Origin of the sequence: Kitasatospora sp. NPDC096128 (assembly GCF_040303105.1) — a bacterium.
Lineage (GTDB): Bacteria > Actinomycetota > Actinomycetes > Streptomycetales > Streptomycetaceae > Kitasatospora.
In genome coordinates this window covers 153,592-166,492 of sequence record NZ_JBEOSP010000004.1, presented here as the reverse complement: position 1 = coordinate 166,492, position 12,901 = coordinate 153,592, and the positions used below count along the sequence as shown (strand labels likewise).

Sequence of the window (12,901 nt, the reverse complement as noted above, 5' to 3'; positions counted from 1 at the left end):
GGTGACCCGGGCAGTGGCCCACTGTTGGCCCGGAGCGCTGTGTTCCGGGCCTGCCGCCGGTACGACTACCTGAGTTCCGCTGGGGTCAAGGACTTGCAGCCGAGCCAGCGCTGCAGCACCGTCGGCACCGCGACGGTGCCGTCCGCCTGCTGGTGCTGTTCCAGCAGGGCCGGCACCAGGCGGCTGGTGGCCAGCCCAGAGCCGTTCAGGGTGTGCACGTAGGCGGCCTTTCCTGCTGCGGGGCGGTAGCGGATGTTGCCGCGCCGGGCCTGGTAGTCCCGGGCGTTCGATACCGAGCTCACCTCGACGTAGCCGTCGATGCTGGGCAGCCAGACCTCGACGTCGAATGTCTTGGCCATCGAGGCGCTGGTGTCCTCGGCAGCCAGCCGGGTAATTCGGTGGTGAAGGCCGAGCGCCTCGACCAAGTTGGCTGCCTTGGTCAGGAGTTCCTCGTGGGCGACGTCGGAGGCGTCGGGGTGCGCGAACTGGAACATCTCGACCTTGTTGAACTGGTGGCCGCGAAGGGTGCCGCGGTCGGCGGCGCGGTAGCTGCCGGCCTCGCGCCGGTAACAGGGCGAGTAGGCGACGTACTTGCGCGGCAGTTCGGCCTCCGGGAGGACCTCGTCGCGGTGGAGGTTGACCAGGGCGGTCTCCGAGGTCGGTAGCAGGAACCGCTGCGGCCCGGCCGGACCCTGCTCGAGCGCGAAGACGTCCTCGGCGAACTTGGGGAACTGACCTGCGGTGTATCCGGCCTGGTAGGTCAGCAGGTGGGGCGGCAGGATCAGCTCGTAGCCGTCCTGAACGTGGGTCTCGATGAAGAAGTTGAGCAGCGCCCATTCGAGGAGCGCGCCGTTGCCGCGGTAGACCCAGTTGCCGGTGCCGCCGAGCTTGACGCCGCGCTCGTAGTCGATCAGACCGAGTCGGCGGGCCAGATCGACGTGGTTGTGCGGCTCGAAGTCGAAGGCCGGGCGGGCACCGTGCTCGCGGACGACCTGGTTCTGTTCCTTGCCACCGGTCGGCACATCCTCGTCGGGCAGGTTGGGCAGTTGGTCGAGGAACGCCTGGCGCTCGCCGGCCAGGGCGGTGAGCTGCTCCTCGAGTGCGGCGAGGCGGGTACCGAGTTCGGTTGCCTCGGTGCGCTTGGCGATGGCGGCGGGGTCCGCCGAGTCGAGCCGTGCGATCTCGCGGGAGATCTGCTTGCGCCCGGCGCGTAGCGTCTCGACTTCGGTCATGCCGTGCCGGTACTTCTCGTCCAGGGCGAGGAAGGCGGTGAGGTCGATGTGAAGGGCTCGCTTCGCCAGCGCGCGCTCGACGCGCTGGGGGTGCTCGCGGATCACGGTGATGTCCAGCATTTCGGGTCCCATCGATCAGTCGGAGTCCGACGTGATCCCTTGGGGGCGTGGGCGAGAAGGGAACTCGCGGTGCCACCACGCCTTCGCCAGCACCCGGAGGTGCTGGCCTCGACAGCTCGATAACGGGAGCGAACCGGCGGGGCATTGGGCCGCAGCCGGCCGTTCCTCCCCGCACTCGGGAGGGGATTCACCCCAGGACGCGAGGCTGCCTTCCCAGCTGCCGGCAGCTCTCTCGGCTCGCGTGCCCTGCGGCTACTTGTCTCCGTCAGCGCGTTCCCCAGAGGATAGATTGCTCGGGCCGCCGCGAGCAACGCAGAATCGCCGTCCAGATTCGGCCGATCACTCTGAGCGACGTCACGATGGTGGGTGTGGATCGCTGTCCTGCCAGCTCAGCAGCTTCACTGCCACCGGTTCTCGTGAGGGCCGGCTACCGAAGCTGATCAGCGTCGCTCGGCCAGCTCGATCAGCCCGCGCACTGCGTCCGAGACGTTCGGCAGGGCGTTCGGCCTGGCCCAGACGAAGTCGTCGTGCTCGCTCAGGATGATGGGCTCGGTGCTTGGCGCGGTGGCGGTGAAGGCATACTGCCGGCCTCGCTGCCCCTTGCGGTTGGTGTAGTCGACGGAGCCGAGGTAGCCGGTGATCGTCACCGTCAGGCCGCACTCCTCCAGGGTCTCCCGCAGAGCGGCCTCCTCCACGCTCTCGCCGGGTTCCACGCCTCCGGACGGAAGCTCGTACTGGCCCGCCATGCAGTCGCCCTGCTTCCGTCGAAGGAGCAGGATCCGGCCACGGTCGCGGATCAGGCATCCGGCACCGAAGCGCTCGATGCCGTCACGAGCAGCATCCTCCACGGGGGCGAGGACGGAGGGCGGGACGTTGCGGCACATGTGCTGCTCCTCAGGTCCGGACCGCTCAGGTTGAGCCGGGCCGATACGGGCTGAGGGTCATTCTCGTGCCGTGGTTGGCCTGGGGTGGGGACCGCCGCAGGCCAACTGCCTGTCTACGGCGTGTCGCAGTGATCCGCCCAGCTGCCGGCGGCATGGGCGGCCCGGACACGGTAGTCGTACAGCGCGCCGGGCGGGTAGTGGTCGATGCGGCTGCTCCAGTAAGTCGCCAGGACCCGGGCAACGGTCGTGACAGCCTCGCGCGGCGCCGCCTTGAAGGCCGGGACGGTCTGGACGAGCGCCTCGGCGCTGCGGGGACTGTGCCCGGCCACGATGAAGTGCGGCACCATGAACGCGGCCACCAACCAGCCCGCCCCCACGCGACTGGAACCCCAGTCGATCACGTGGACCTCGCTGTTGATGATCAGGTTGTCCGGCCGCGGGGAGCAGTGGAGCAGCGTGTCACCGGCAAGGAGTTCCGCTGACACCGCCCGGTAGGCACGATGGTCGCTGATCGGAGCGGCACCGGCGTACGGGCTCGGGGTCAGGACGTCGATCAGCATGCTGATCTTCTCCAGGACCATCGGGATGTCCGGTGAGCGCGGGCTCAGGTCCGGGTGGCGGCCGTCGACGTACTCAAAGACGAGGGTGAGCCAGCCGTCGAGGGTGTCGGACCATAGCAACCGGGGCCCGAGGCCAGGTGGCAGGACGGAGTTGATCCCGGCCTCCAGCTGGTGGTCCTTCGAGAGCGGGTGGCAGACAGCTATCGCCTTGAGGAAGACACGTCGGTGGGTCAGGGTGAGGGCGGCGCAGACGCCGGGGGTGTGGCCGCCAGGGCGCTCCTCGATGCGGAGGACGGGTCCGAACTCTCGTTCCACCGCTATGCGTAAGGGGGCGGGGATGATGCCGCCGGGGTGGTTCACCGGGTGGTCTCCTCGATGACGTACGGGCCGGCCACGAGTGCGTCCAGGCCGCACCTCAGGAAGGTCGCGACCGCATCGCTCGGGGTGCAGACGATCGGCTCGTCCGCGCCGTTGAACGAGGTGTTCAGCACGACGGGCAGACCCGAGAGCTGGTGATAGGCATCAATGACGTTCCACAGCAAGGGGTTTGTATCCCGGTGCACTGTCTGGACCCGGGCAGAGCCGTCCACGTGGACCACGGCTGGAAGGCGATCCCGCTGCTGCTGGCGCACCGTGCCGGTCGCCAGCATGTACGGGTAGACGAGTGCGCCGGCGGACGACAGGGCGAAGAAGTCGTCGGCGTGCTCTGCCAGTACGGCCGGCGCGAACGGGCGAAACGCCTCCCGCTGCTTGATCATCGCGTTGATCCGGGAAGCGGTCGCGGCGTACCTGGGAGAGGCCAGGATGCTGCGGGCTCCCAGCGCCCGCGGTCCGAACTCCATGCGGCCCTGGAACCAGCCGATCACCTTCTCCGCCCTCAGCAGCCGGGCGGCGTCCCGGTGCGGCTCGGCCGTGCGCCGCACCCGGTACCGGTTGGCAGGGATGCCGCTCAGGGCCGAGCGGATGGTCTCCTCGTCGTAGGAGGGGCCGAGGAAGGCGTGTCGAAGCGGGCTCCGGACCGGGCTGGCCGCGGTGGCCAGCGCCGCGCCGATGGAGGTGCCGGCATCGCCTGCTGCAGGCTGGATGAAGATCCGGTCGAACCGGCCCGAGGCGATCACCGTGGCATTGGCAACGCAGTTGAGTGCGACTCCGCCGGCCAGGCAGAGCGATCGTCGCGGTACGAGGCGCTGGGCGAAGGCGAGGTAGGAGCAGACCAGCTGCTCCAGGAGGTGCTGGAGGGCGCGGGCAATATCGCGGTGCCGATCGGTGATCGCGTCCTCGGGGTGCCGGGGCGGCCCGAGGAGTTCGACCAGAGCCGGGCTGAACAGGTTGCGCTGGGCGCTGGGCCGGCGGTGGTGGTCGAAGTAGCGCAGGTTCAGGTGCAGTCGGCCAGTGCGCTGGTCCAACCAGGCGAGGCGCCTGACCTGGTCGAAGTACCGGGGGCCTCCGTAGGCTGCCAGGCCCATCACCTTGTACTCGTCGCTCTGCGGCCGGAAGCCGAGGTACCGGGTCAGGGCGCTGTACAGGTATCCGAACGAGTGCGGGTAGACGATGTGATGGCGCCTCGTCATCCGGCGGTCGGTGGCGTCGTAGATCGCGGCGGTCTCGTACTCGCCGCGGCCGTCGAGGGTGACGACCAGGGCGTCATCGAAGGGGGAGGTCAGGTATGCGCTGGCGGCGTGCGCCCGGTGGTGCGGCACGGGTATGAGCGGCAGGTGGCCCGGTAAGAGGCCGCTGCGGCGAACCATCTGGGGCAGCCTGCGCCGCGTGCGGTACTTGGCCAGGTCGGACAGCAGCGAGCCGATCGATGCCGGTGTGCCGTAGCGCAGGTTCGACGGCGCCAGGAGAAGGTGGAGCTTCGGGTCGACGAAGAGCGCTGCTTGGTCGAGGTCCTGTGGGTGGGCGCCGGCCAGGTCCAGGCAGGCCCGGATCGCCTGCTCGGGGAACACCTTCGTGTTCTTGATCCGATTCAGGCGCTCCTCTTCGACGGCGGCGACCACCGTTCCGTTGTGAACGATGGCCGCCGCCGCGTCGTGGGTACCGAAGTTCAGCCCCAAGGTCAGAGTCAACAGCCCTTGCCGATCCGCTTGTGGCGTCCCACGCACGGGCGCAGGGCCCTGGAGGCAAGGATCACGCTGCCGACCTGGACGTGAATCTCGGGGGCCGTTCGTGGAAGGGCAAGGCCAATCACAGGATGGCCTCTTTGAGTCCGGTGCTGCTGGTGCGGGGACCGGAGGGCCTTGAGCGTTGCGAGTTCCGGACGGTGTCGATCACTTCGTTGACGTGTTCCGGTGAGGACATAGTGATGGCGATGGTCTCCACACGCGGATCACGTAGCGCCCAGGCGAGAGGACGGAGCCTGCTGCGGGCGGCGCGGGCGAGCGGGTCGATCAGGGCACCGCGGTTGAGCGGCGACATCCCGACGAAGCCACGGTCGGCCTGCGAGATCTGGGCCAGATGCGAGATCGGCCACGGAGAGGCGAGGTGGTACTGGGCGGCAACGGCCGAGATCGACTCCTCCCGCAGGGCAGCACGGACCGCGGCCGGGCCGTGGCAGTAGGCGTAGACCGCTCCGATCCGCCCGGAAGCGAACGCGACCCGGGAGCCATGCCGATAGAAATCCCTCAACGCCTTCTGATCGTTGAGAAGTTCAGCCCGCTCCGTGCGTTTGAGGTCAACCTGCAGTACTACCGCGTCGATCCGGGCGATGCCCAGCTGGCCGGTGGACATCTCGATGGCCGTGTTGATGCGCGCTTCGAGGTCCCCCCGCAGCGGGCACTCCGCCTTGACCAGGTGACGGAGCCCGGCAACGGGGCCGACCTGGTCCAGCACCTCCCGCACTGCCCACTGCGTGCCGAGGTGCGGGTTGGAGTGGATCGTGCGGACCCCGGCCTTCAGTGCGGTACGCAGCGCGGCCAGACCGGGCCGCGAGTCCTTGCCGGGCAGCAAACGGCCGGCGACGAACGTCGAGGTGCCGAAGCACAGGCGCTCCAGGCCCGTCACATCTCTCCCCGTGCTTCCAGCGCCTCGCGGGTCAAGATGGTGCGGAAGTGCGCGATCGTCTTCTGCTCGCCGACGACCTTGTCGAACCGCAACTCGCCGAGCTGGTCGCGGTAGTGCTTGCGGTTCGGGTTGTCGATGTCGAACTGCTCGCTGTCGCGGTAGCCGGTCAGCCGCTTGAACGTCTCGCGCTTCTCATCCAGGGACATCCCCCACAGGACCGGAGGGTTCTTCTGGCTGATGCAGACCGTCGTCATCCCGTTCGGGCTGATCCGCAGCTTCCAGCAGCCACCGCACGGGTAGTCCCAGGAGAACATCGCGAGCACCGCGACCTTTACCCCAGTGTCGCCGATCTCGAAGTAGTTGTAGCTCGGATTGTCGCCCTCGATCGACTCCCGCCGCACCGGCCGCAGTTCACCCGCCTTCGCGAGCGCTTGGAGGATCGCCTGCTCCTCCACGAACTGGTTCTTCCAGAAGGCCTCGCCCTCGGCGCCGAGCTGGGCGGGGTTCGAGGGGAAGAACTGGTTCAGCTTGATCGCCAGCTGGCCCGCCCCTCCGCTGTTGTTCAGCTCACGGGCGTAGTCGATGAAGGCGGGCAGCTCGTGAAGGGTGTCGCGCATCGTCACGCACGAGATCTTCGTCAGGGTCGGCAGCAACTCGACCGAACGTTCGATGCTGCGCAGGGTGTCACTGTGGAAGCCCCGCCGGGTGATCAACAGATTGCGCTGATCGTCCAGGGTGTCAATGCTGACGATCGCTCGGGTCAGGCCGGCATCGATCGCCTCCTCGATGAAGTGGTGCAGGCGGTAGCCGTTGGTCGTGACGATCTGCTGGTCGTAGCCGATCTCCTTGCCGGCACGCAGCAGATCCACGAAGTCGCGCCTCACGGTCGGCTCTCCACCGGTGTAGTGGACCCTCCGGAAGCCGATGTCATAGCCGGCCTGCAGGACCTCGATCGCCTCCTCCAGCGAAGGCTGAACGATGACTCCCTGCTTCCCTTCCGGAAGGCAGTACTGGCAGCGGATATTGCAGCGGGACGTAATGCCGAACCGGAGGTTCCATTTGCGCATGCCCGGCGAGTACCGGTTGTCCATCACCTTCAGGGACGTCTGCCTGGATTCGTGCTTCATGGGCACCTGCCTTTCAGGGGAATAACGTCCAGGAAGAGAGCTGGACGAATTGAGCCGGTTCCAGAAGCGGGCGCTGTTTCCAGGCTCCGAGTCCATTGCGCCGTCAGAACGGAGAATTCCCCCGATTCTGGCGGCTCTACTGGCGCCTTCCAACCACGTTTCGGGACGCTCTGGGGACGTCCCGAAACGCGAGACCAGTAAGGCTGCCTGGCGTACCCACCTGGCCGGTCCTGCGTGGGTGGCAGCGCGAAGCCGGGCTCCCACCGCACCGCGAGCGGCGGCAAGCCCTGACCGAAGCACCAGCTCTGTCGCTGGGCCAACTCAACGAGGACGGCCCAGGCCGCGATCTGGGGGCCGCCGAGCACCTTATGGCCCGCATCTTCCACAAGATGAAGGCGCTCGACTGGTGAGAGCCACAGGCGACCGTCAGGAAGTTCGAAGCGCTCGCATCAACTGTGCGGCCTCGCGGCAAGCCGATCGCGCGCGAGGGCCGTCCGGGCGAGCGGGCCTACCTGAACAGGCCTGGGTCGTTGCCCTGCGGCGGGGTGACCCCAGTCAGCTCACGTGCCCGGTCAGCGAGGAGAGGGGCAAGTTCCGGGTAGTACCCGCGGTCAACGGCCTGGAGCATCTCCGCGAGAGCGATCAGTTGACCGATGCGTCCAGCCGGGGTGTCGAGGATGTCGGCGAACTCCGTTCGGATGCGGTCCGCGACCTCGGGCACGAGGAGGCTGCTCACCCACAGGACTGCGGGGTCGTAGCCGACCGGCACGAGGCCCCAGCGCTCCCAGTCGAGGATCTTGAGCGGCTCGGTGGTCAGGTTGGCCCACTGGAGGTCACCGTGCCCGGTGGTCCGCTCGACTTCGGCCGGGGCCGGGATGCCGAGGTACTTCGGGAAGACCTCTTCGACCCACGTCTGTCGCAGAGTGATCTTCGTGCCCTCTGCTTCCGCGACGCCGCCCAGCGCGCCCTTCAGCGCGGTCCACCAGCCCGCGTCCAGGCCGGGGTCGTCGCGAAGGTCCGGGGTGGAGGAGACCGCGGGACCTACCAGGTCGAAGACGTCGGCCTGGTAGAACCAGCCGGCGTCGGTCCAGTCCACGGTGTCGTGAAGCCGGGGTCGCGGAACGGATGCGGGAAGGAACTGCTCCGCGCCGAGGGCCCCCTGGCCGGTCGGCCGAGGTGCCCGGTGGCGGCTGCCCCTGGAGACGCGGAGCCAGGTGTTCTCGGCCTGGCGGCCGATGGTGGATCCGGAGGTACCGAAGACCGGCGGTCCGGTACACACGAGGCCGAGGAACGCGGCAGCCTTCTTGTGTGCTGCCGTCAGGCCGTGCCGGGTGTCGTCATCCGACTGAAAGGACATCAAGCACCTTCCTGAGTCGTTCGTCGGGGATCGGTTCGGCAAGAGCCGCCCTGGCATCGTCCCAGTGTCGACGCATGCTGGTCGAGGTGAGGACGACGTCCAGCGCCGGGCACGCTCCGATGACCTGGAACGCGGCGGCGTGCGGTGTCGCTCCCGGCGCGATGAGGTTCACCAGTTCGGGTGTCATCAGACGCGGCAGTTCGCCGCCATGCAGTGGGGCGGAAGCGAACGTGGTGATTCCGGCGTCGCGCGCGTGGATCAGCGGGCCGTCACCGTCGAGGGCCAGGGTGAGCGGCTCGGCCATGACGAGGCTGACCGGCATCTGCACACCGACGAGGTGGTGGTCCCCCGATCCGGCGGCGTCCCGGGCCAGTCCGGCCAGCTCGGCAACGGTGAAGGTCTGCTCCGTGAAACCGGACCAGGTGGCAACGCCGTAGCCCCCGATGCGGCCGGCCTCGGCGAACTCTTCCAGTACCGCGAACGCGGCCCCGAGGTCGCGGTGCAGCTCCTGCCTGTCACGGCTCGAGCGCTCGGGGTTGTGGACGAACACGAGGTCGGCACGGCCGAGAACGGCGAGCGACTCCTCGGTCTGGGCGCGGACGTCCAGGGGGGCAAGGCTGTGGCGGCCGTCCGGGTGGAAGCCGGTCTTCGTCGCCACCTTGGCTTCCGGGTGCTGGGCGAGGACGGGAGCGAGGTCACGGTGCGCTCGGCCGTGGGCGTAGTTGGGGGCGGTGTCGATCCATCGGCCTCCTGCCGTGAGGATGATGCGCGCCGCATCGTCGGCGGCGCGCACCCGATAGGTCCCCAGGCCGAGAACCGGGCTCACCGGTTGGCCTTGACGATGGCGAGGGCCTGGCCTTGGACGAGGGCGGTCAGGACGCCAGCCGCGTCCTTGACCTCCAGGCCGGCGGCGTCAGCGAGTTCGCCGATGCTGGCGATGTCCCCGGTCATCAGGATCCGCAAGGCGGGGGCGGCGCGCTCGGCGAAGTCCCACGCGGTGCCGGCAGCGGACAAGGTGACGGTCCCGGCGCCCGGATTGCTGGTGAGTTCGGCGCGCGGAGCGGTGAGTCGCACCGCGATGTCCTTGTCCGCGGGAAGGGCGTCCACGTAGGGCAGGGACGGCGCCGGTCGGCCGAAGTGAGTGGTGTCGGTGGATAGTGCCCAGCGGTCGATCAGGCCGGGGTCGGACAGCGCGGTGAGCAGCGCAGTGCGCAGCTCGTTCTGGTACGCGGCCTTCGCGTCCGGTGCGCCGTGGCGCGGGACATCCATCCGCATCACGGTGCTCTCATGCAGCTCATCCACCAGCCACCCGACGAGGGTGGCGCCGGTCTGGGCGACGAGTCCGAACGTGAGGTGGAGCGATTCGGTGCCCTGGTCGGCGGTGACGCTGTGCCACCATCCACGGGGCAGGTAGAGGACGTCCCCGGGCAGGAGGACGAAATCCGCGACCGGCTCGCCCTCGGGCTCCTCCGGTGAGTCCACGTCACGGAAGGTCGGGGCCAGCCTGGTCGGCTCCCACAGACGCCAGCGCTTCGCCCCGTACTGCTGAACCACGACAACATCATGGTCGTCCCAATGCCTGCCGAAGCCCTCCTGCTCGGTCCAGGAGGCGTAGGCGTTGGTCTGCACGGGCGTGCCGACGAAACGCTCCAGGTCTTCGGCGGAGCTTCGGATCGGCGGGTGGATCTCGTCGATCGCGTCCACGACGAGGGAGGCGCCTTCGGCGAGCCTGGCGTGGAGTTGGGCGGGGTGCAGCCGGTTCCAGGTCACACCGCGCCGGCTGGTGGTCGGCATCGAGTACCGGCTGACGGGGACGGTCTGGCCGTCCTGCGAGAGCCGCAATCGGGGCGGGTCGATGCGGTGGGTGGCGAGGATGGTGTTCAGATCGTCCCAGGACAGAAGGGGAGCGGTGTCGGCGTCTTCTGCGGGGATCACGGCGTAGGAGCGGTGGAGCGCCTGGGTGAGGAAGTGGTCCCCACTCAGGCGCACCGCCCACGAGGCGGATTCAGGCATCGTGGGCGTCCTGCTCAGGTGTCGTTCTGGTCGGAGCGGCCGCCGGTGTTGTCGGACGGCACGTCGGCCCGGGAACGGGCGGCTCGGATGTTGCGGACGGCGACCAGCAGGCCGCCCTCGTCGTCGTGGGCGGCGGGCGTGGTGCTCTCCATGCCTTGTCCTCTCCTCCAGTGGTATCGCCGGGGTGTCCGGCGAGACCTACGAAATCGCTGCGAACCGTCTTTGAACAGAGCAGAATTGATGCATTGATGCTGCATCTGTGCGGCAAAGCGTCCGCTGGCCTGGCAACTTCTGGCCCGAGCGGGTTTCGGCAGGCTTGGGGACGGTCGATGGGGGCACGGCGCGAGCGGTTCATCGCGTTGCGCGTGAGCGCGGGGCACACGCAGGAGTCCCTCGCGTTCGCGATGGAGGTCGACCGGTCGACAGTAGGCCGGTGGGATCGCGGTCAGGCTGTGCCCCGTCCGTGGCAGATGCCGAAGCTCGCCAGCGTGTTGCGGGTTGGCCAAAAGGAACTCTCCGAGGCCCTGCTGGGCGCCGGGCCGACCAGCAACATCAGGCCGGCGCGTAGTACTTCGCTGCTGGATGGAGCTGGCCGGCAAGCTCCTACCCCGGAAAGGGAGACATCCGACATCGAGGAGGCGACGGCCGGGGTGGCGTCCATGGCCCTCATGGACGGCGGCGCCCGCGTCGGCTGCCGGACGGCCGACGGGAGGATCGTCTTCGTGAACCTGCCGCGTCGGCCCCTGTTGCGTGGCGGCCCGGCTGTCCTCGGCGTCACACCCTCAATGGACTCCGCACCAACCGGCACCCTGGCAGTCCCGCCAGCGTTTTCTCCTGGGATCCACCCGGTCGAGAACATGCGGGTGCTCCGCAGGTCGCTGGTCGAGTGCGACAACGTCCTGGGGCCTCGCGGGGTCGTCGCCACAGCCCAGGAGCATGTCCGCCTCATCCAGCACCTTCGCCGCGAGGCCTCCGGCCAGGACCGGCACGACCTTCTGCAAGTGCAGGCCGAATACGCCGAGTTCTGCAGCTGGCTCTACCAGGACAGCGGCGATCACCGTGCCGCTCAGTACTGGGCGGACCGCGCCGTCGACTGGGCGAGTGCCTCCGGCGAACGGGACCTGACCGCCTACATCATGGCGCGGAAGTCCCAGCTCGCCGGCGACATGCAGGACTCCATCGAGGCGATCGACCTCGCGGCCGCGGCTCAGCACTTGGCCGGCGCGGGAACTCGGTTGAATGCCATGGGCGCGGTGTACGCGGCCCACGGACACGCGCTACTCGGCGACGAGAGGACAGCCCAGCACGCCTTCGACCAAGCTCTCGCGCTACTTGCCAAGCCGCCGGAGGCACCCTTCGGCCGAGGCCGGTGGCTCAACGAGCCCTACGTGGAGGCCCAGCGCGCCCGGGCGTTGTCGTCCCTGGGGCGCCACCGTGAGGCGGCATCCAGCTTTGAGAAGGCGATCCGGGCCCTACCCGCGAGCTACCAGCGAGACCGCGGCGTCTACCTCGCCCGCTCGGCCATCGCCCAGTTCCACACCGAGGGTCCAGAGCACGCCGCGACAACCGCCGCCTCGGCGCTGTCGATTGCGGCAACGACCGGGTCAGCCCGGATCCTCACCGAGCTGGCGCGCCTCGACACCCTGCTGCAAAAGTGTCGAGGCGTACCGGAAGTCGCCCACTTCCGGCAGGCGCTCGACAGCGTCCTGCTCCATGAAGTCTGATGACCAGAGCCCTGTTGTTGTCCCGAGAGAACGGACCGCCGATGGCCTCCCGCCCCTTCGTCCTGTTGAGCGTCGCGACCTCCGTCGACGGTCACATCGACGACGCTTCCCCTGAGCGTCTACTGCTGTCGAACGCCGAGGACTTCGACCGCGTCGACCAGGTACGAGCCGAATCCGACGCCATCCTCATCGGCGGAAACACCCTGCGCAGCGACAATCCCCGTTTGCTGGTCAACAGCGACAAGCGCCGCGCCGACCGGATCGCGGCCGGCAAGCCCGAGTACCCGCTCAAGGTCACCATCTCCGCCAGCGGCGATCTGGGCCGGGACCTCAAGTTCTGGCACTTCGGTGACAAGAAGGTCGTCTACACCACCGACGCTGCCGAACCGAAGCTCCGAGAGACGCTCGACGGCCTTGCCGACGTCGTCAGCACCGGCCCCACCGTCGACTTCGGCGCACTGCTCGACGACCTGGCCGCCCGCGGGGTCGAGCGCCTCATGGTCGAAGGCGGCGGGCAGATCCACACCCAGTTCCTCTCCCAGGGGCTGGCCGACGAGATCCACCTCGCCATCGCCCCGCTGCTTGTCGGCGACGCCGCCGCACCACGCTTCCTCCACCCGGCGAACTACCCCGGTGGAAGTGGCCGACGGATGGGACTTCTGGAGGCCCGGACAATCGGCGACGTCGTGCTGCTGCGGTACGCCCCCAAGCCAGCGTCTAACTGATCTTCGGGTGCGCCCACGCCCGTCGTTGAGTTCCCGTGCGGGAGAGCCACCGCCGTTGACCTGGAAGGTTTCCTCAGCCCACGGCCGGGTACGGTGGCTCTCCGGGCGGCGGATAGCCTACGAGCAGCCAGCAGCGCATGCTGAGAGGACCGCGAC

General features: G+C 68.6%; 12 protein-coding genes. 2 read left to right on the top strand and 10 right to left on the bottom strand.

Annotated elements, in window-relative coordinates; translation table 11 throughout:
• Positions 1–65: 65 nt before the first annotated feature.
• The 10 genes from serS to ABTY61_RS06775 all read right to left on the bottom strand — a co-directional run bounded on the left by serS (position 66) and on the right by ABTY61_RS06775 (position 10,448).
• A complete protein-coding gene (gene serS, locus ABTY61_RS06820) occupies positions 66–1,352 on the bottom strand; it encodes a serine--tRNA ligase (RefSeq protein ID WP_350503852.1) in 1,287 nt (428 codons plus the stop codon).
• 440 nt (positions 1,353–1,792) lie between these two features.
• Positions 1,793–2,236 carry an NUDIX hydrolase gene (locus ABTY61_RS06815; RefSeq protein WP_350503851.1) on the bottom strand — a complete coding sequence of 148 codons (444 nt, stop codon included), beginning with the start codon at positions 2,234–2,236 and terminating at the stop codon, positions 1,793–1,795.
• 113 nt (positions 2,237–2,349) lie between these two features.
• Entirely contained in the window at positions 2,350–3,156 is an 807-nt protein-coding gene (locus ABTY61_RS06810) for a hypothetical protein (RefSeq protein ID WP_350503850.1), read from the bottom strand.
• Positions 3,153–4,865, bottom strand: a complete 1,713-nt coding sequence (locus ABTY61_RS06805) for a carbamoyltransferase family protein (RefSeq protein ID WP_350503849.1) — start codon at positions 4,863–4,865, stop codon at positions 3,153–3,155. Before ABTY61_RS06805 ends, ABTY61_RS06810 begins: the two co-directional genes overlap by 4 nt.
• Positions 4,866–4,983: 118 nt before the next feature.
• Positions 4,984–5,799 (bottom strand): aldo-keto reductase family protein, encoded by an 816-nt coding sequence (locus tag ABTY61_RS06800; protein ID WP_350503848.1) that lies wholly within the window; start codon positions 5,797–5,799, stop codon positions 4,984–4,986.
• On the bottom strand, positions 5,796–6,926 hold the full coding sequence (locus ABTY61_RS06795; protein WP_350503847.1) for a radical SAM protein: 1,131 nt from the start codon (positions 6,924–6,926) through the stop codon (positions 5,796–5,798). Before ABTY61_RS06795 ends, ABTY61_RS06800 begins: the two co-directional genes overlap by 4 nt.
• A gap of 508 nt (positions 6,927–7,434) precedes the next feature.
• Positions 7,435–8,283 (bottom strand): hypothetical protein, encoded by an 849-nt coding sequence (locus tag ABTY61_RS06790; RefSeq protein WP_350503846.1) that lies wholly within the window; start codon positions 8,281–8,283, stop codon positions 7,435–7,437.
• A complete protein-coding gene (locus ABTY61_RS06785) occupies positions 8,264–9,076 on the bottom strand; it encodes an aldo/keto reductase (protein ID WP_350503845.1) in 813 nt (270 codons plus the stop codon). Before ABTY61_RS06785 ends, ABTY61_RS06790 begins: the two co-directional genes overlap by 20 nt.
• A 29-nt stretch (positions 9,077–9,105) precedes the next feature.
• The gene (locus ABTY61_RS06780) at positions 9,106–10,296 is read right to left on the bottom strand and encodes a cupin domain-containing protein (RefSeq protein WP_350503844.1); all 1,191 of its coding nucleotides are present in this window, start codon (positions 10,294–10,296) and stop codon (positions 9,106–9,108) included.
• 14 nt (positions 10,297–10,310) lie between these two features.
• Positions 10,311–10,448, bottom strand: a complete 138-nt coding sequence (locus ABTY61_RS06775) for a hypothetical protein (protein WP_350503843.1) — start codon at positions 10,446–10,448, stop codon at positions 10,311–10,313.
• 96 nt (positions 10,449–10,544) lie between these two features.
• Between ABTY61_RS06775 and ABTY61_RS06770 the strand changes: the two genes are divergently transcribed.
• Together ABTY61_RS06770 and ABTY61_RS06765 are read left to right on the top strand one after the other, a co-directional pair.
• A complete protein-coding gene (locus ABTY61_RS06770) occupies positions 10,545–12,020 on the top strand; it encodes a helix-turn-helix transcriptional regulator (protein ID WP_502895234.1) in 1,476 nt (491 codons plus the stop codon).
• Positions 12,020–12,745 (top strand): RibD family protein, encoded by a 726-nt coding sequence (locus ABTY61_RS06765; protein WP_350503841.1) that lies wholly within the window; start codon positions 12,020–12,022, stop codon positions 12,743–12,745. Before ABTY61_RS06770 ends, ABTY61_RS06765 begins: the two co-directional genes overlap by 1 nt.
• Positions 12,746–12,901 lie beyond the last annotated feature (156 nt).

Bases quoted from the DNA above. Each gene is read 5' to 3' on its own strand.
- serS (WP_350503852.1), bottom strand. From the start codon at position 1,352: ATGCTGGACATCACCGTGATCCGCGAGCACCCCCAGCGCGTCGAGCGC.
- ABTY61_RS06815 (WP_350503851.1), bottom strand. From the start codon at position 2,236: ATGTGCCGCAACGTCCCGCCCTCCGTCCTCGCCCCCGTGGAGGATGCT.
- ABTY61_RS06795 (WP_350503847.1), bottom strand. From the start codon at position 6,926: ATGAAGCACGAATCCAGGCAGACGTCCCTGAAGGTGATGGACAACCGG.
- ABTY61_RS06790 (WP_350503846.1), bottom strand. From the start codon at position 8,283: ATGTCCTTTCAGTCGGATGACGACACCCGGCACGGCCTGACGGCAGCA.
- ABTY61_RS06780 (WP_350503844.1), bottom strand. From the start codon at position 10,296: ATGCCTGAATCCGCCTCGTGGGCGGTGCGCCTGAGTGGGGACCACTTC.
- ABTY61_RS06775 (WP_350503843.1), bottom strand. From the start codon at position 10,448: ATGGAGAGCACCACGCCCGCCGCCCACGACGACGAGGGCGGCCTGCTG.
- ABTY61_RS06770 (WP_502895234.1), top strand. From the start codon at position 10,545: ATGCTGCATCTGTGCGGCAAAGCGTCCGCTGGCCTGGCAACTTCTGGC.
- ABTY61_RS06765 (WP_350503841.1), top strand. From the start codon at position 12,020: ATGACCAGAGCCCTGTTGTTGTCCCGAGAGAACGGACCGCCGATGGCC.